Genomic DNA, 17,091 nt, shown 5'->3' on the forward strand with positions numbered 1-17,091 from the left:
TCTGCTCCGGTGCTCGTCCTTCCTAGACTGCAAAGGTTTTCTATCACGCTGAAAAGAAGACAAAAGGCTAAAATCAAGTACATTTTAGCCTTTTGTCAACAATTTGAGATAGGCGTGTCTACGTCTATCTTTTTTAGATGCTTTCATGTATCATAACGACAACGAAAGAGGTTTTGAGAAATGGGAAAAAGCAAAGCAAAGAAAAAGAGAGAACACCTTCAAAGGCAGCACAGCCGAAATCCAGAACAATCGAGAGGAAATATGCCGCATTTTAGTACACACGAAAGAAAGACAAAAACAAAACAAGAAGCCTTGCAGCATATGATGAAAAAACATAAAGGCAGGAATGCTTATGATCGCTATGAACAGGATCATAAGCATTTTTATTTTGCTTTATTGTGACAAGTAGATCAAATAATTGGAAAAATTTTAAAAAATAGGACAAACGGTCGTTTCTTTTTGTCTAAAAATGTAGTTAAATGACAAAAAGAAATGAAAGGGAGAGTGGGTATCGTGAAGGTCAAATCATTTGGAGCAGGGCTTTGTATGGCAAGTATGCTGCTGGCATCGATGACATTCGGCGCATCAGATGTATCTGCAAAGGATCAAGCAAAAAAAGAGTATATGATCGGTTTTTCTTCTTCCGTTCAAGACAAAACACAAAAACAGCTTGTTGAAAAAGCTGGCGGTCATGTGAAAGAATCAATAGATAAAATAGATATGATGAAAGTTTCGTTGAACGAAGCATCAAAAGAAAAACTACATCAAGCAAAAGAAGTTACTTTTATTGAGGAAGACCAAAAAGCAAAAACAAGCGGTCAAAGCGTCCCTTATGGTATCAAAAGCATTAAAGCACAAAAGGTACATAAACGAGGATATGCCGGACAGAATGTCAAAGTAGCTGTTCTTGACAGTGGAATCGACGGCAAGCATGAAGATTTACATGTAACTGGTGGTGTCAGCTTTGTTCCAACAGAGTCCGATCCGCTCGTTGACCCGCATGAACACGGAACCCACGTTGCAGGCACGATCGCAGCACTAGATAATAAAGTAGGCGTCGTTGGTGTGGCACCAAAAGCTTCGATCTATGCGGTGAAAGTGGCAGATGAAAATGGTGACGGCTACTATAGCTGGATCATTAAAGGCATTGAATGGGCGATTGAGAATGAGATGGATGTCATCAATATTAGTATGGGGGGAGCAAGTGAATCGGAGGCGCTGAAAGAAGCGGTCGATCGAGCATATGACAACGGGATTCTCATTGTCGCATCTGCAGGAAATGCTGGGAGCTACGGGTCACTTAATACGATAGATTACCCGGCCAAATACAGCTCTGTCATGGCAGTCGCATCTGTGGATCAACGAAAGCAAAGAGCCTTTGATTCCTCTGTTGGGGAAGAAGTGGAAGTATCAGCACCAGGTGTTTCAACATTAAGTACCATTCCTCATAACGAATATGGATATAAGAGTGGAACGTCTATGGCATCACCTCATGTAGCTGGTGCTGCGGCAGTCATTCTATCAAAACATCCGAATCTCACAAATGATGAAGTGCGTGAAAGGCTGACAAAAACGGCAACAAAACTTGGCGAACCTTTTTATTATGGCGCTGGGCTTGTGAACGTACAAAAAGCTGCACGATAAAGGAAACGAGAAAGCAGTGTACAGCTGCTTTCTCGTTTTTCTTTTCATAAAACTGTCATGTTTCGTCTGCTCTCTCATAGAATCTAGTAACCTTTACTATTTGGGAGGAAGGCGCATGCGGAAAAAGTCTTGGAAAGAACATCTTCTTCAGCACGTGAAAGATCATGTATCAATTTATTTGTTTGTTTCTGTACTATTTTTAATGGGCGTCATTTTTGGAGCCATTATCGTCAATAGTATGACAATGAGTCAGAAAGAGGATTTATTCTACTATTTAAATCAATTTTTTGGTCAACTGACGAATGAGAAAGCAGCAGAATCAAAAGACATGTTTTTGCAAAGCTTTTTGCATCATATGAAATATTTGGGCCTCATGTGGATACTCGGAATTTCCATCATTGGCCTGCCGCTTATTTTTCTGATGATCTTTTTAAAAGGGATTGTAGTTGGGTTTACTGTTGGTTTTTTGGTCAATCAAATGGGGCTTAGCGGTTTTTTTCTTTCTTTTGTCTCGGTGCTTCCTCAAAATATCTTGCTCATTCCTGCGTATTTAGTGATCGGAACTTGTGCGATTGCGTTCTCCATTCGTTTAATTGGTCAGCTTTTTATGAAAAAAACCATCAGTCAAGCGCCAATTCATTGGTTTGGCCGGTATGCTTCTGTTCTACTGATGATTTTAACCCTCGCTGCTCTTTCGTCCTTTTTTGAATCATACTTATCATTCATGCTGATGAAAAAGCTGGCAGGTGTTCTGTTTTGATGATTTTATAATCGTTATTAAATAATAATCAATTTATTTATCAATTTAAAATGATTATAGTTGGCTCTCTGCACATCATTTGATATAATGATCAAGTAATGTGGCGTAGGAGGGAAAGTCAATGGAAAATCGGATTGATCGAATTAAGAAACAGCTTCATTCTTCCAGCTATAAGCTCACGCCACAGCGTGAAGCAACAGTAAGAGTACTGCTTGAGAATGAAGAAGACCATTTAAGTGCAGAAGATGTATACCTCCTCGTAAAAGAGAAGTCTCCTGAAATTGGTCTTGCTACTGTTTATCGGACGTTAGAATTGCTTACTGAACTGAAAGTTGTTGATAAAATTAACTTTGGAGACGGCGTTTCGCGATATGATCTTCGCAAAGAAGGAGCCGCTCACTTCCATCACCATCTTGTCTGCATGGAATGCGGGACAGTCGATGAGATAGAAGATGATTTATTAGAAGATGTTGAAGAGATTATTGAACGCGACTGGAAATTTAAAATTAAGGATCATAGATTGACATTCCATGGTATTTGCCACCGGTGTCATGATGATGAATCCGGCAAATAATCCGAATTGGAACCTTTTCATTCAAAATGAAAAGGTTTTTTGCATGTTCGCTGTATATTCCTTGTCCCACCTGGCATATGCTGAAGTAATGAGAACACGAGAAAGGACATGAAGAACATGCGAAAATGGCTCAAAACAACAGGGGAAGTAATGAAAGTATTTATCTTGTTCACTGGTTTTACCGTCCTGTTCTATTATGCTATGATATGGATAAATTCAGAATATGAAAGCTATCATCGTTATGATAAACCAGAAGGTGCAGCGATAAAAGTGATGGAAATGGATCAGCCGAAACAAGACAGCTGGCAGGATCGATTGATTTATTTTTATCAAAACGGGGAGTAGAAACCATTGAAGGATCAATTATCCGACTTTATTCATTTTATGACAGTAGAGAGAGGACTCTCTGAAAATACCATTGTCTCTTATAAAAGAGATTTACAGAACTATTTGTCTTTTTTAATGACGCATGAACAATTGACAGATGTAAAAGACGTCACACGCCTTCATATTATTCATTATTTAAAACAGTTAAAAGACGAGGGGAAATCGAGTAAAACGTCCGTCCGTCATCTATCATCGATACGCTCCTTTCATCAATTTCTGCTCCGTGAAAAAGTGACAACAGATGACCCGTCATGGAACATTGAATCACAAAAAACAGAGCGGAAATTACCGAAAGTTCTATCATTAGATGAGGTAGAAAAGCTGCTCGATACACCTAAGCAGCAAACACCATTTGACTACCGTGACAAAGCCATGCTCGAACTTTTATATGCAACAGGTATTCGCGTAAGTGAAATGCTTGATCTGACTCTTGCGGATGTGCATCTGACTATGGGGTTTATCCGCTGTTTTGGAAAAGGAAGAAAAGAGCGGATCGTGCCTATTGGTGAAGCTGCTGCAAGTGCGATTGAAGTGTATATAGAAAAAGGAAGAAACAAGCTGCTCAAAAAACAGCCGGCCGATGCCTTGTTTCTGAATCATCACGGAAAAAAAATGTCGCGGCAGGGCTTTTGGAAGAACTTAAAGAAACGAGCCATAGAAGCAGGTATTCAAAAAGAATTGACGCCTCACACGCTCAGACATTCATTTGCGACACATTTGCTTGAAAACGGTGCGGATCTTAGAGCCGTACAGGAAATGCTCGGACATGCCGATATTTCTACTACACAAATTTACACACATGTCACAAAAACAAGATTAAAAGACGTGTATCACAAATTCCATCCAAGGGCATAAGTAAAGCATGGCACGGTGAACGTGTATCATGCTTTTTTATGTTTGGACCGTTTATGGTTGTCAATTGACTTGAAAACGGTTTATACTTGAGATGTCTGACCTCTCCAGTTGTGAAAGGTGAAAGGACAAGAATATTGAAGGAGGCGCTTTTTTATGCCTGATTATCAGTATAAACGTATTTTCCTCATTGTGATGGATTCAGTAGGAATCGGGGAAGCACCTGATGCTGCTGATTTTAATGATGTAGGTGCAGATACACTTGGACATATTGCTGAAAAAATGAACGGGCTTCATATGCCGAATATGGCGAAGCTTGGGCTAAGTCATATTAAAGAAATTAAAGGAATTCCAGCGGACGAAAAACCGCTTGCGTATTATGGGAAAATGCAAGAAGCATCCAATGGGAAAGACACAATGACAGGACATTGGGAAATCATGGGTCTTTACATCGACACACCATTTAAAGTCTTTCCAGACGGCTTTCCAGATGAACTGTTAAATGAATTAAAAGAAAAAACAGGGCGCAGCATCATTGGAAATAAACCAGCGTCTGGTACAGAAATTCTGGATGAGCTTGGCGAAGAGCACATGAAAACAGGCGATTTAATCGTTTATACTTCAGCAGATTCTGTGCTGCAAATTGCTGCACACGAAGAAGTTGTGCCATTAGACGAACTTTACCGCATTTGCGAAATCGCACGTGAACTGACTTTAGATGAAAAATATATGGTAGGGCGCATCATCGCTCGTCCATTTGTCGGGGAGCCGGGGGCATTTGTTAGAACACCAAATCGTCATGACTATGCATTAAAACCATTCGACCGTACCGTCATGAATGAATTGAAAGATGATGGACTTGATGTCATTGCGATCGGAAAAATCTCTGATATTTATGATGGTGAAGGAATCACCTCTTCACTCAGAACGAAATCCAACATGGATGGAATGGACAAGCTAGTGGAGACGCTGAAGACAGACTTTACTGGGCTGAGCTTCTTAAATCTTGTCGACTTTGATGCGCTTTTCGGACATAGAAGAGATCCAGAAGGCTACGGTAAGGCACTAGAGGAATTTGACGCACGTCTACCTGAAGTGTTTGATCTATTAAAAGAGGATGATCTGCTTGTGATCACAGCAGATCACGGAAATGACCCGGTTCATCACGGAACAGATCATACAAGAGAATACGTTCCGCTTATTGCTTACAGCAAAAAGCATCAAGAAGCGAATGAGCTGCCAACAGCGAAAACATTTGCTGATCTTGGGGCAACGGTCGCAGACAATTTCAAGACAACGATGCCAAAATACGGCACAAGCTTTTTATCTAAACTCAAATAGGGGGAAATCACGTGGGAGCACAGTTTTCAGAAGCGGCGGCATATATTAAACAAGCATCGACATATGTACCAACAGTTGGATTGATTTTAGGTTCAGGTCTTGGCATTTTAGCCGATGAGATTGAAAATCCAATCAAATTGAAATATGAAGATATTCCTGGATTCCCTGTTTCAACAGTAGAAGGGCATGCAGGGCAGCTCGTCATTGGAACGCTGAAAGGCACGGTCGTTTGTGCCATGCAAGGACGTTTCCATTACTATGAAGGGTATGATATGAAGCAGGTGACATTTCCTGTCCGTGTGATGAAAGAAATCGGCATTGAGACATGTATTGTGACAAATGCAGCGGGCGGTGTGAATACATCCTTCCATCCTGGCGATCTTATGCTGATTACAGATCATATCAATATGATGGGGACCAATCCGTTAATTGGACCAAACGACAGTCAAGGGGTTCGTTTCCCTGATATGTCTGCACCGTATGATAAAGATTTGCTGGCACTTGCAGAGAAAACGGCTAAACATTTAGGCATATCTGTGCAGCAAGGCGTTTATGCAGGAATGACAGGTCCTTCATATGAAACACCGGCAGAGGTTCGTTTCCTCAGAACGCTTGGCGCTGATGCAGTCGGTATGTCGACTGTGCCAGAAGTGATTGTGGCACGTCATGCAGGCATAAAAGTACTTGGTATTTCATGCATCTCTAATGCGGCTTCAGGTATTTTAGATCAGCCGCTTTCTCATGATGAAGTGATCGAAGTGACGGAAAAAGTGAAAGCAAGTTTCCTTGATTTAGTGAAAGAAGTTGTCAAACAACTCTCATAGATCGTGTGAAAAAGCCTTCTGTTCATGAAACAGAGGGCTTTTTTTTATGGCAATCAAACGATCTCTGAATAAAACAGCCTTTATGAGGAAAAAATAGAAAGGATTACGATAATGGAGGTTTGCCACTTGAAACGTCATATATGTGCATTGTTTACTTTAATGATCCTTATCTCAATGGTTTCACCATCAGCGATGGCAAAGGAAAAGATTGAAAAGCCAGGAGAAAAACAAACATCAGAATTGGCGCATGAAGCCAAATCAGCGATTTTAATGGAACGTGACACGGGAAAAGTGCTTTACAACAAAAACAGTGATGAAAAGCTTGCCCCTGCAAGTATGACCAAAATCATGACGATGCTTCTCATCATGGAAGCGATGGATCAAGGGAAATTAAAAATGACTGATAAAGTAAGAACGAGCGATCATGCAGCATCTATGGGAGGCTCACAAATTTTCCTTGAACCGGGAGAAGAAATGACGGTTAAAGACATGCTAAAAGGCATTGCGATTGCGTCAGGAAACGATGCTTCAGTTGCCATGGCAGAACATATTGCTGGATCTGAAGAACAGTTTGTTGAGCAAATGAACAAAAAGGCAAAAGAGCTTGGGCTCACCTCGACAGTCTTTCAAAATCCAACAGGACTTCCTGAAAAAGATCATTACAGCACGGCTCATGATATGGCAAAAATGGCGAAAGAGCTGTTGAAATATGAAGAAATCACCAAGTTCACAGGTGTATACGAAGACTATCTTCGTCAGAACACGGATAAAAAATTCTGGCTTGTGAATACAAACCGTCTCATTAAATTTTATCCAGGTGTGGATGGGGTGAAAACAGGGTTTACAGGCGAGGCAAAATACTGTCTAACGGCTTCCGCTAAAAAAGGGAACATGCGCGTCATTGCTGTTGTATTCGGCGCAAGTACACCAAAAGACAGAAATGCCCAAGTCGTCAAAATGCTGGATTACGCTTTTAGTCAATATACAACGCATCCTTTGTACAAGCGTGGTCAAGACGTAGCAGAGATCAAAGTGAGCAAAGGGAAAAAGAAAAAAATTCAGCTTGTCACGTCTGAACCGATTTCTCTTCTAACGAAAAAAGGCGAAAATGTCGATCAGATCAAAAAAGAAATTAAATTAACTCAAGATGTCACAGCCCCATTTTCAAAAGGAACGAAACTTGGCACCATCATCTTGAAAAAAGATGGAAAAGTGCTTCATGAAAGTCCTGTTGAAGCGAAAGAAGATATGGAAAAAGCCGGTGTTTGGACGTTCTTCAAACGGGCGATGGCCGAATTTGTTAAATGGAAGTAAAAGGTGAAAGACTGCTGCAACTGGCAGTCTTTTTTGCTATGAACGAAAAGAACATCTAAATGTGACGAATGATCACTAGTTTTGTCATGGTGAAGGATTTGCATGTGAAGAAAGAGAAACATTCTTTATCCGAAAATAGAGCAAGGAGGAAGAAAAGATGAGCCTTGGTATTGATTTTCAAATAAAAGAGAGCGTACTTTGCATTCGGTTGACAGGGGAGCTGGATCATCACTCCGCAGAGACATTGAGACAAAAGGTGACGAATTATTTGCAAACAGAGGACATTCGCCACATCGTGCTGAATTTAGCTGATTTATCGTTTATGGACAGCTCTGGGCTCGGAGTGATTTTAGGAAGATACAAAGAAATTAAACAACTTGGCGGTGAAATGGTCGTCTGTGCGATCTCGCCAGCGGTGAACCGTTTATTTGATATGTCCGGCTTGTTTAAAATTATTCGTATGGAGCCTTCAGAGCAAACTGCGCTGCAAACATTGGGGGTGGCATCATGACAAATGAAATGAATCTGACTTTTTCTGCTTTAAGTCAAAACGAATCCTTTGCGAGAGTAACGGTGGCAGCATTCATCGCTCAGCTCGATCCAACATTAGATGAGCTAACAGAAATCAAAACCGTTGTATCAGAGGCGGTCACGAACTCAATCATTCACGGGTATGACGGGAATCCAGACGGCAAGGTGCACATTAGCGTCACGCTGGATGACCATATTGTGTATCTGACGATTCGAGATGAAGGTATGGGCATTTCAGATCTTGAGGAAGCAAGGCAGCCGCTTTTTACGACGAAACCAGACTTAGAGCGTTCCGGGATGGGTTTTACGATCATGGAGAACTTTATGGATGATGTCATGGTGGACTCATCTCCAGAAATGGGCACAACGATCCGCTTAACAAAGCATCTATCAAAAAGCAAAGCGCTTTGTAATTAAGGAGCTGCTCATATGGATGTGGAGGTAAAAAAGCAAGCAAAAAAAGCACAGCTGTCTAATGATGAAGTGAAACAGCTCATCAAAAAAAGCCAAGACGGAGATCAACAAGCAAGAGACCTCCTCGTAGAAAAAAACATGCGTCTTGTTTGGTCCGTTGTTCAGCGCTTTTTAAATAGAGGATATGAACCAGATGATCTGTTCCAAATAGGCTGTATTGGCCTGCTGAAATCTGTTGATAAATTTGATTTGTCTTATGATGTGAAGTTTTCGACCTATGCCGTTCCAATGATCATTGGTGAAATTCAGCGTTTCATTCGTGATGATGGAACCGTCAAAGTCAGCAGGTCTTTAAAGGAACTTGGAAATAAAATCAGGCGGGCAAGGGACGAATTGTCTAAATCTCATGGCAGAATGCCGACTGTTCAGGAAATCGCTGAATATCTGGACATCACACCTGAGGATGTCGTACTTGCTCAAGAAGCGGTCCGCTCACCATCATCTATTCATGAAACCGTGTATGAAAATGACGGTGATCCGATTACGTTGCTCGATCAAATTGCCGATCATTCAGAAGAAAGATGGTTTGATAAAATTGCGCTAAAAGAGGCGATTAAAGAATTAGAAGAGCGTGAGAAACTGATTGTCTATTTAAGGTATTATAAAGACCAAACACAATCAGAAGTAGCAGAAAGACTCGGAATTTCCCAAGTGCAAGTCTCACGGCTTGAAAAGAAGATTTTAAAACAAATCCAAATGCAAATGGATCAAAAAGACAGCTAGCCAATTTGGCTGGCTTTTTTTGTGTGGTAATTACCGGTAAATTAAGTTCTTTCAGTATGAGAACCATTTTTCACCACATACTATTTTTAACCCATCGTATAGGAAGTGACTTGGATGGACGGACAAATCTTTATTCGGCTGCGCCATCGGATTAAGACTGGTAATGATCAGCTTATCTATTTAGAGGATATTGCCCAAATCACTGGAGATGACAGTGCTGTGCAAAAGCTGAGCAAAATGCCGATATACCATGTCAGCAAAAAGGATCGTCACATCGTTGTGTTAGATATCATGCATGTGGTCAAAACGATCAAAAAAGCGTGGCCTGACATCGACATTCAAACGGTTGGAGGCTCAGAGGCCATTGTTGAAATTGATACAGGCAAACGCCAACTGTCCCCCGTATTATTCGTGTTTGTATGGCTCCTCTTATTTGTCGGAGCGGCCCTTGCCATCATGAATTTCCATGAGGATGTTAGTATGCGACTTGTTCATATCCGCCTTTACGAGATGATTACTGGAAACACGGTTGAGCATCCTTATTTATTACAAATTCCATATAGCTTTGGACTCGGTTTGGGCATGATTTTATTTTTCAATCATGTGTTTAAAAAGCGTTTAAACGAAGAGCCAAGTCCGCTTGAAGTGGAAATGTTTAAATATCAGCTCGATCTTGATCATTATGTCGCACTCAATGAAAACAAAGAAACATTGAAAGATATCCATGATCGGTAAATGGCTTTTTGTGGTGCTTGTTGGGCTCGGCGGCGGTTTAACGGTAGGGGCAGGATTTGTGGCGTTTCTCACAGTGCTTGGTATTATCCCTCGATTAATGCAATTAACGAAAACGCAGCGTTTTATTCAAGGATATGAGGCTGCCGTGATAAGTGGAGCGGTCGTTGGCGGCTGGGCTACTTTAAGTCAAGTCCATTTGCATTTATCCAAATGGCTGGCGCTTCCGATCGGTCTTTTATCTGGCATTTTTGTCGGCATGCTTGCAGCTGCACTCACTGAAGTGTTAAATGTACTTCCTATCTTAACGAAAAGAATTGGAATGGACGGGAAAATTGTGCTGCTGCTCATGGCCATCGTCTTAGGGAAGGTGTTTGGCTCGCTATTTCATTGGCTTATTTATATTTAAAGATGTGGAGGGAACAACAAGTGTCAAGTTTAAAAGAGAATTATCCATCTAAAGTGAAAACGTATCAGCCGAAACCTCCTTATGTACTAAACTGCATCAAGGCTTTTCTTGTCGGCGGTTTGATTTGTGCGATAGGCGAGGGATTGCAAAATTTCTATATTACCTTTTTTGATTTTAATGAGAAGACAGCAGGGAATCCAACGGTGGCGACCCTTATTTTAATTTCTTCTATTTTAACTGGTATTGGTATTTACGATAAAATCGGCCAGTTTGCTGGAGCGGGATCAGCTGTCCCGGTGACAGGATTTGCAAACAGCATGACAAGTGCGGCTCTCGAGCATAAAAGTGAAGGGCTTGTGTTAGGTGTAGCGACCAACATGTTTAAACTGGCTGGGAACGTCATTGTGTTTGGTGTCGTCTCGGCATATGTCGTAGGGATTATTCGATACGTCTTGGAAAAGATGTTTTCGTAGGAGGAATAAAACGTGAAACTAACAGGTAAGCAATCTTGGGTATTTGAACACAAGCTTTATGTGAATGCGGAAGGAACAGCTGCAGGACCGAAAGAAAAAGAAGGCCCAATCGGTCATCTCATTGATAAAACCTATGATGAAATGCACTGTTATCAAAAGAACTGGGAAATGGCTGAAAGGCAGCTCATGGATGATGCCATATCAATGGCCTTATCAAAAGCGAATTTGCAAAAAAGTGATATTGACCTTCTGCTGGCAGGAGATTTACTGAACCAAAACGTGACAGCCAACTATGTGGCAAGAGAACTTAAAATCCCGTTTCTTTGTTTATTTGGTGCCTGCTCCACATCAATGGAATCAGTCGCCATTGCCTCAGCGCTAGTAGATGGTGGCTTTGCCAATAGAGCGCTTGCTGCCACAAGCAGTCACAACGCGACAGCAGAGCGGCAATTTCGTAATCCAACAGAATATGGCGGGCAAAAACCCGATACAGCAACAAGTACAGTGACAGGGAGCGGTGCTGTCGTCATCAGCCAAGAACCTTCCCAAATTCAAATTACAAGTGCCACCGTCGGACGGGTGATGGATCTTGGGATTACAGATCCATTCGATATGGGTTCGGCTATGGCGCCTGCAGCGGCAGACACAATCAAACAACATTTAGAAGACTTAGGAAGAACAGTAGATGATTATGATCTCATCTTAACAGGAGATCTATCTGGAATTGGATCGCCTATTTTAAAGGATCTTCTCAAAGAAGATGGCATTCAGCTTGGACGGAAGCATGATGATTGCGGATTAATCATATACACACCTGATCAAAATGTATTCGCTGGAGGCAGCGGCTGTGCCTGCTCAGCTGTCGTGACATTCAGTCACATCTTTCAAGAAATGAAAGCAGGGAATTTGCAAAGAGTATTGGTTGTGGCAACCGGGGCGCTTCTCAGCCCAATGATGGTTCAGCAAAAAGAGACCATTCCAACCATTGCGCATGGAGTTGTATTTGAGCGTGCAGGAGGAGAAAGCTAATGGATTATTTGATTGCTTTTGTTGCAGGCGGACTGATTTGCGTGATCGGCCAGCTTTTACTTGATGTACTGAAACTCACACCGGCACATGTCATGACCACCTTTGTTGTGGCGGGGACGATTTTAGACGGGTTTGGTATTTATGATAAGTTTATTGAATTTGCAGGAGCGGGTGCTACCGTCCCTATCGTAAGCTTTGGTCATAGCTTGCTTCATGGGGCGATGCATCAGGCTGATGTCCACGGATTTATTGGAATTGGAATTGGAATTTTTGAGTTAACCTCTGCTGGAATATCAGCTGCGATTTTATTTTCATTTATCATTGCACTTATCTTTAAACCGAAAGGATAACCTAATATGGGGCAAAGACGCAAAGTCATTTTAGTGACAGACGGAGATATATATGCTGCCAAAACGATTGAGCTTGTCGCAAAGAAAGTCGGCGGAAGATGTATTTCCAGCTCAAAAGGGAATCCGAGCAAACGAACAGGACCAGAACTGGTCCAGATGATTTTGAAAACGCCGTATGACCCAGTGTTTGTCATGTTTGATGATTCTGGCTTAACAGGTGAAGGAACAGGGGAGACGGCGATGAAGCACGTAGCACGTCACCCTGAAATTGAAGTGATTGGCGCCATTGCAGTGGCATCTAAAACCCATCAAGCGGAATGGACAAAGGTACATGTCTCCATTGACCGGGAAGGTGAACTGACAGAATACGGCGTTGACAAACATGGACTTCCAGAAATGGAACCACACAAAATGAGTGGAGATACAGTGTATTGTCTCGATTCACTACAGCTTCCGATTGTTGTCGGCATTGGAGATATTGGCAAGATGGGACGGAAAGATGATCTAAGCAAAGGGTCCCCCATCACAATGAAGGCAGTCGAATTAATTTTAGAAAGGAGCGGTTTCCATGAAGAAAGACAAGGTGCACGTGTACCGAGATCCGAAGAAAAATGAAGATTTTTTCAAAGACAATGTCGGGATGGGTCTTAGCTTTGACCTTGGCGTTCGGAAAATTTATGTCCATGATCAGGAAATCCAGCTTTACTATGTAAATGGATTATGTGATACACAATATGTGATCTATTTATTAAAAGAACTGATTGAAATCAATGACAACGAACCTGAATCAGATGATCTTGCACGTGTGGTAGAAAACCGTCTTGTCAATCAGCAAGTCTCAAAAGTTGAAACGCTTGATGAGGCAGTGGATCAAGTGCTGTCTGGACTTGTGGCAGTCGTTGTCGAAGGTGAAAATTACGCATTTATTATTGATGTCAGGAGCTACCCTGGCAGAATGCCGGAGGAACCGGATACAGAAAAGGTTGTCAGAGGTGCAAGAGACGGCTTTGTTGAAAACATCATTGTGAACACAGCACTCATTCGCAGAAGAGTGCGGGATGAAAAACTGCGATACAAAATGCTTAAAGTAGGCGAGCGCTCTAAAGCAGACGTCTGTGTTTGTTATATTGAAGACATTGCTGATCCTGATCTTGTTGATATTATCGAAAAGGAAGTGTCTGGGATTAAAGTTGACGGACTGACGATGTCTGATAAAACAATAGAAGAATTTATCATTAAGCAAGGATATAATCCCTTCCCGCTTGTGCGATACACCGAGCGCCCAGATGTAGCCGCTAACCATATATTAGAAGGGCATGTCATCATCATTACGGATACATCTCCTAGTGTCATCATTACACCAACCACTATTTTTCATCACGTTCAACATGCTGAAGAATACCGCCAGGCGCCAGCAGTTGGGACTTTTTTAAGATGGGTGCGTTTTTTAGGCATCTTATGTTCTACTTTTCTTTTGCCGATCTGGTTTCTTTTTATTCTAGAACCGAATCTTCTGCCAGACAATCTAAGCTATATTGGATTTAACAAACCTTCTCATATCCCTGTCATTCTCCAAGTATTCCTTGCTGATTTTGGGGTGGAATTTTTACGAATGGCGGCGATCCATACGCCGACCGCCTTGTCGACTGCCATGGGCTTGATTGCGGCCGTTTTAATTGGACAAATTGCAATTGATGTCGGTTTATTTACACCAGAGGTCATATTATACGTCTCGCTAGCAGCCATCGGCACATTCACCACTCCAAGTTATGAACTGAGTGTCGCTAATAAAATCATCCGACTGATCATATTAGCACTAGTAGCGATCTTTAAGCTGAATGGATTGATCATCGGTTTTACGCTGTTACTTATTTATTTAACATCCATTCGTTCCTTACAGACGCCTTATATGTGGCCGTTTATTCCTTTTAATGGAAAGGCTTTATGGCAAGTGCTCATTCGGACGTCTGTTCCTGGCTCAAAAGTAAGGCCAAGCATCGTTCACCCTCAGAACAGATCAAAAATTCCGCCAAATTCTTAACGCTCGTTGAAAGTGGCTGAAGATTGTGATATTGTATTTTTAACTTTGAGAAACGGCAAAAGGCAGCTTGTGCAGCTGTCTTTTTTCAGCCGAGGCGGAGAAAGAGGGAATGACATTGTATTTACACGGCACTTGCAGACAAAATGAACTCGGACATTTAGAAATTGGTGGTGTTGATGCCGTTTCTTTAGCTGAAACGTATGGGACACCACTTTATGTATATGATGTGGCTTTAATACGGGAGCGTGCAAAAAGCTTTCAGAAAGCATTTATTGAAGAAGAACTAAAGGCTCAGGTGGCATATGCGAGTAAGGCGTTTTCTTCTATTGCCATGTTCCAGCTGGCAAAAGAAGAAGGCTTATCACTTGATGTCGTTTCAGGCGGGGAGCTGCACACAGCCATTTGTGCCGGGTTTCCAGTAGAAAAAATTCATTTCCATGGTAACAACAAAAGCAGAGAAGAATTAAAGATGGCACTAGAGCACGGAATTGGCTGTATTGTCGTTGATAATTTCTATGAAATGACGCTCATTGAACAGCTTGGTCAAGAACTGTCAAAACAGGTGAAAGTACTACTCCGCATCACGCCGGGTGTCGAAGCACATACGCATGACTACATTACAACAGGTCAAGAAGATTCAAAATTCGGTTTTGATCTTCATAATGGACAAGCAGACGAAGCGGTGAAACAAGTGCTTAAATCAGAAGTGATCGAGCTCTTAGGTGTTCATTGTCATATCGGCTCACAAATTTTTGATACGGCTGGTTTTGTCCTTGCGGCAGATAAGATTTTCTTGAAGCTAGATGAATGGAGAGAATCATTTGGCTTTATTTCCACAGTGCTGAACTTAGGCGGAGGTTTTGGCATCCGTTATACAGAAGAGGATGAGCCACTGCCTGCGACTGAATATGTGGAGAAAATTATTCAAGCGGTGAAAGAAAATGTAGCCCGCTATGAATTTGAGATGCCTGAAATTTGGATTGAGCCAGGCCGCTCACTTGTTGGAGATGCGGGAACCACTCTTTATACGATCGGCTCATCCAAACATGTACCTGGCATTCGCGATTATGTAGCCATTGACGGCGGAATGAGTGATAACATTCGACCTGCTTTATATCAAGCAAAATATGAAGCAGCGAGCGCCAATAAAATGAGCCAAACGCATGATCAAACTGTGTCCATTGCAGGGAAATGCTGCGAGAGTGGAGATATGCTCATTTGGGATATTGATCTGCCAGAGTTATCACAGGGAGACTTGTTAGCTGTCTTTTGTACAGGAGCTTATGGCTACAGCATGTCAAACAACTATAACCGCATCCCGCGCCCGGCTGTAGTATTTGTAGAAGATGGGGAAGCGCAGCTTGTCGTTGAGCGTGAGACATATGAGGACATTGTCAAATTGGATTTACCTTATCAATCAAAAGTGAAATCATCGACTTAAAAAAAGCTGCCTGATCATCAGGCAGCTTTTTCTATGACATTTATTTTCCACCAGTAAATACAGAGACGATCGCGTTCCAAATGGAGACAAAGAAATCCCAAATCTTCTGTAGAAGGTTTTTCCCTTCATCTGATTCTATGAATTTTGTAATCTTGTCTTTTGCTTTATCAATTTGAGATCCGACTTGTTTCCAATCGATATTGATATTTTTCATTTTATCGAAGAGAGAGACAAGTTGATTTTTTTGGTCCTGCGTCAGATTTAAGTTCAAATCAGAAGCCGCTTGATCTACTTTTTCTTCCACTTCTTTTGTTGTTTTAGGAACTCCATTTTTGGCAATGTCATCTTTGATTTTTGCAATCAGGGCAGAAGCATTGTCTTTTCCAATAGAGTCACCCAATTTAGATGTTGTTACAAGCTCTTCGTTAGCCACCTGTTTCACATCTTCGGGAATGGCTTTGTCGCTTGACACCTCATAGGCTTTTAATAAACCTGTCAGTGCTGCTGTGCCAGATACTTCAAACGGCGCCGTCACGACAACCTTTGCATCTTTCACGCCTGCGGTCATTAAAGCATTTAAATACATCTCATCTGTAATGGTCTTAATGTTATGTGTATCCACAGTCAGACCCGTACCTGATTTTTCAATAGTGATAGATGAAGATGATAATGCTCGAGTCCCGATTTGAGAGCGAGGGATATACTTTCCTAAATATTCGTGCTCTTCTTTATTGGTTACTTCAATTTTTGTCGCATTTTCAGGTGGATTCAACTCGTCAAGCACCTTCTGGCGATCAGCCGGTGTTAAGTCTTGCCCGAGTGTGACGATGACATCGCCGACAGCTGCATCCGCTAAGCTGACTTTTGGCGCACCAATCAGTAAAAGGAGCGCTGCCATCATACCAAGCATTGTTTTTTTAAACATGTTGACCTCCTTCAAGTCGAAAGCGTTTCTCGATGGTGAGAAACTCATCTTTTGAGTACATGATTTGAATCGTACTCCATCATATAGACGTAACAAATCAGTCTGACGTTTCAATTTTCTTTTAAAGATGTTTGAAACCTCCAAGATGATGAAGTGATTTGCTCAGTCTGTGATCATTTCCTTAGGAGAAAAGGATCAAGCTCTTTTATTTTATCAATGATGGCAAAAGAGGTAAATCACATTAGGTAAGCAGGGGATGTTTAACAT

At 41.7% G+C, this 17,091-nt stretch carries 21 protein-coding genes; 20 read left to right on the top strand and 1 reads right to left on the bottom strand.

Features of this window, described 5'->3' with window-relative positions:
• Positions 1–180: 180 nt before the first annotated feature.
• The 20 genes from FBF75_RS13360 (at position 181) to lysA (ending at position 15,899) form a co-directional block, all read left to right on the top strand.
• Positions 181–402, top strand: coding sequence for a hypothetical protein (locus tag FBF75_RS13360; protein ID WP_136944830.1), 222 nt, complete (start codon positions 181–183; stop codon positions 400–402).
• A 111-nt stretch (positions 403–513) separates the two neighbouring features.
• Complete coding sequence (locus FBF75_RS13365; RefSeq protein WP_136944831.1) at positions 514–1,644, top strand: S8 family peptidase; 1,131 nt, start codon at positions 514–516, stop codon at positions 1,642–1,644.
• Between the two features lie 115 nt (positions 1,645–1,759).
• On the top strand, positions 1,760–2,404 hold the full coding sequence (gene spoIIM / locus FBF75_RS13370) for a stage II sporulation protein M (protein ID WP_046343901.1): 645 nt from the start codon (positions 1,760–1,762) through the stop codon (positions 2,402–2,404).
• Positions 2,405–2,525: 121 nt separating this feature from the next.
• Positions 2,526–2,978 carry a ferric iron uptake transcriptional regulator gene (gene fur / locus FBF75_RS13375; protein ID WP_003215577.1) on the top strand — a complete coding sequence of 151 codons (453 nt, stop codon included), beginning with the start codon at positions 2,526–2,528 and terminating at the stop codon, positions 2,976–2,978.
• A gap of 117 nt (positions 2,979–3,095) precedes the next feature.
• Positions 3,096–3,323, top strand: coding sequence for a YqzK family protein (locus tag FBF75_RS13380; protein ID WP_008344420.1), 228 nt, complete (start codon positions 3,096–3,098; stop codon positions 3,321–3,323).
• A gap of 6 nt (positions 3,324–3,329) precedes the next feature.
• Positions 3,330–4,220 carry a site-specific tyrosine recombinase XerD gene (xerD, locus tag FBF75_RS13385; RefSeq protein WP_007501057.1) on the top strand — a complete coding sequence of 297 codons (891 nt, stop codon included), beginning with the start codon at positions 3,330–3,332 and terminating at the stop codon, positions 4,218–4,220.
• A 153-nt stretch (positions 4,221–4,373) separates the two neighbouring features.
• On the top strand, positions 4,374–5,558 hold the full coding sequence (deoB, locus tag FBF75_RS13390) for a phosphopentomutase (protein WP_135226723.1): 1,185 nt from the start codon (positions 4,374–4,376) through the stop codon (positions 5,556–5,558).
• A gap of 11 nt (positions 5,559–5,569) precedes the next feature.
• Complete coding sequence (locus tag FBF75_RS13395) at positions 5,570–6,382, top strand: purine-nucleoside phosphorylase (protein ID WP_019743098.1); 813 nt, start codon at positions 5,570–5,572, stop codon at positions 6,380–6,382.
• 159 nt (positions 6,383–6,541) lie between these two features.
• Complete coding sequence (locus tag FBF75_RS13400) at positions 6,542–7,696, top strand: D-alanyl-D-alanine carboxypeptidase family protein (protein ID WP_201297801.1); 1,155 nt, start codon at positions 6,542–6,544, stop codon at positions 7,694–7,696.
• A gap of 157 nt (positions 7,697–7,853) precedes the next feature.
• Entirely contained in the window at positions 7,854–8,207 is a 354-nt protein-coding gene (spoIIAA, locus tag FBF75_RS13405) for an anti-sigma F factor antagonist (RefSeq protein ID WP_035390726.1), read from the top strand.
• Positions 8,204–8,644, top strand: coding sequence for an anti-sigma F factor (spoIIAB, locus tag FBF75_RS13410; RefSeq protein ID WP_007501052.1), 441 nt, complete (start codon positions 8,204–8,206; stop codon positions 8,642–8,644). Before spoIIAA ends, spoIIAB begins: the two co-directional genes overlap by 4 nt.
• Before the next feature lie 12 nt (positions 8,645–8,656).
• Entirely contained in the window at positions 8,657–9,424 is a 768-nt protein-coding gene (gene sigF / locus FBF75_RS13415; protein WP_007501051.1) for an RNA polymerase sporulation sigma factor SigF, read from the top strand.
• 114 nt (positions 9,425–9,538) lie between these two features.
• Positions 9,539–10,159, top strand: a complete 621-nt coding sequence (locus FBF75_RS13420) for a stage V sporulation protein AA (RefSeq protein ID WP_046343891.1) — start codon at positions 9,539–9,541, stop codon at positions 10,157–10,159.
• Positions 10,149–10,565: a stage V sporulation protein AB gene (locus FBF75_RS13425; protein ID WP_007501049.1), complete on the top strand. Its 417-nt coding sequence runs from the start codon at positions 10,149–10,151 to the stop codon at positions 10,563–10,565. The genes FBF75_RS13420 and FBF75_RS13425 overlap by 11 nt, the downstream gene beginning before the upstream one ends.
• A 20-nt stretch (positions 10,566–10,585) precedes the next feature.
• Positions 10,586–11,038 (top strand): stage V sporulation protein AC, encoded by a 453-nt coding sequence (spoVAC, locus tag FBF75_RS13430; protein ID WP_024718929.1) that lies wholly within the window; start codon positions 10,586–10,588, stop codon positions 11,036–11,038.
• A gap of 12 nt (positions 11,039–11,050) precedes the next feature.
• Complete coding sequence (spoVAD, locus tag FBF75_RS13435) at positions 11,051–12,067, top strand: stage V sporulation protein AD (RefSeq protein ID WP_008344437.1); 1,017 nt, start codon at positions 11,051–11,053, stop codon at positions 12,065–12,067.
• Positions 12,067–12,417 (top strand): stage V sporulation protein AE, encoded by a 351-nt coding sequence (gene spoVAE / locus FBF75_RS13440; RefSeq protein WP_007501045.1) that lies wholly within the window; start codon positions 12,067–12,069, stop codon positions 12,415–12,417. Before spoVAD ends, spoVAE begins: the two co-directional genes overlap by 1 nt.
• A 6-nt stretch (positions 12,418–12,423) precedes the next feature.
• A complete protein-coding gene (gene spoVAEA / locus FBF75_RS13445) occupies positions 12,424–13,032 on the top strand; it encodes a stage V sporulation protein SpoVABEA (protein WP_007501044.1) in 609 nt (202 codons plus the stop codon).
• Positions 12,986–14,458: a spore germination protein gene (locus tag FBF75_RS13450; protein ID WP_007501043.1), complete on the top strand. Its 1,473-nt coding sequence runs from the start codon at positions 12,986–12,988 to the stop codon at positions 14,456–14,458. The genes spoVAEA and FBF75_RS13450 overlap by 47 nt, the downstream gene beginning before the upstream one ends.
• 115 nt (positions 14,459–14,573) lie before the next feature.
• Positions 14,574–15,899: a diaminopimelate decarboxylase gene (gene lysA / locus FBF75_RS13455; protein ID WP_008344445.1), complete on the top strand. Its 1,326-nt coding sequence runs from the start codon at positions 14,574–14,576 to the stop codon at positions 15,897–15,899.
• 40 nt (positions 15,900–15,939) lie between these two features.
• Here the strand turns inward: lysA and FBF75_RS13460 are convergent, their stop codons facing one another.
• Positions 15,940–16,824, bottom strand: a complete 885-nt coding sequence (locus tag FBF75_RS13460) for a DUF1002 domain-containing protein (RefSeq protein WP_046343889.1) — start codon at positions 16,822–16,824, stop codon at positions 15,940–15,942.
• Positions 16,825–17,091: the final 267 nt, after the last annotated feature.

It is taken from the genome of Bacillus sp. S2(2019) (assembly GCF_005144805.1).
Taxonomy (GTDB): domain Bacteria; phylum Bacillota; class Bacilli; order Bacillales; family Bacillaceae; genus Bacillus; species Bacillus altitudinis.

Bases quoted from the DNA above. Each gene is read 5' to 3' on its own strand.
- FBF75_RS13360 (WP_136944830.1), top strand. From the start codon at position 181: ATGGGAAAAAGCAAAGCAAAGAAAAAGAGAGAACACCTTCAAAGGCAG.
- spoIIM (WP_046343901.1), top strand. From the start codon at position 1,760: ATGCGGAAAAAGTCTTGGAAAGAACATCTTCTTCAGCACGTGAAAGAT.
- fur (WP_003215577.1), top strand. From the start codon at position 2,526: ATGGAAAATCGGATTGATCGAATTAAGAAACAGCTTCATTCTTCCAGC.
- FBF75_RS13380 (WP_008344420.1), top strand. From the start codon at position 3,096: ATGCGAAAATGGCTCAAAACAACAGGGGAAGTAATGAAAGTATTTATC.
- deoB (WP_135226723.1), top strand. From the start codon at position 4,374: ATGCCTGATTATCAGTATAAACGTATTTTCCTCATTGTGATGGATTCA.
- FBF75_RS13400 (WP_201297801.1), top strand. From the start codon at position 6,542: ATGATCCTTATCTCAATGGTTTCACCATCAGCGATGGCAAAGGAAAAG.
- spoIIAA (WP_035390726.1), top strand. From the start codon at position 7,854: ATGAGCCTTGGTATTGATTTTCAAATAAAAGAGAGCGTACTTTGCATT.
- spoIIAB (WP_007501052.1), top strand. From the start codon at position 8,204: ATGACAAATGAAATGAATCTGACTTTTTCTGCTTTAAGTCAAAACGAA.
- sigF (WP_007501051.1), top strand. From the start codon at position 8,657: ATGGATGTGGAGGTAAAAAAGCAAGCAAAAAAAGCACAGCTGTCTAAT.
- FBF75_RS13420 (WP_046343891.1), top strand. From the start codon at position 9,539: ATGGACGGACAAATCTTTATTCGGCTGCGCCATCGGATTAAGACTGGT.
- FBF75_RS13425 (WP_007501049.1), top strand. From the start codon at position 10,149: ATGATCGGTAAATGGCTTTTTGTGGTGCTTGTTGGGCTCGGCGGCGGT.
- spoVAE (WP_007501045.1), top strand. From the start codon at position 12,067: ATGGATTATTTGATTGCTTTTGTTGCAGGCGGACTGATTTGCGTGATC.
- spoVAEA (WP_007501044.1), top strand. From the start codon at position 12,424: ATGGGGCAAAGACGCAAAGTCATTTTAGTGACAGACGGAGATATATAT.
- FBF75_RS13450 (WP_007501043.1), top strand. From the start codon at position 12,986: ATGAAGAAAGACAAGGTGCACGTGTACCGAGATCCGAAGAAAAATGAA.
- FBF75_RS13460 (WP_046343889.1), bottom strand. From the start codon at position 16,824: ATGTTTAAAAAAACAATGCTTGGTATGATGGCAGCGCTCCTTTTACTG.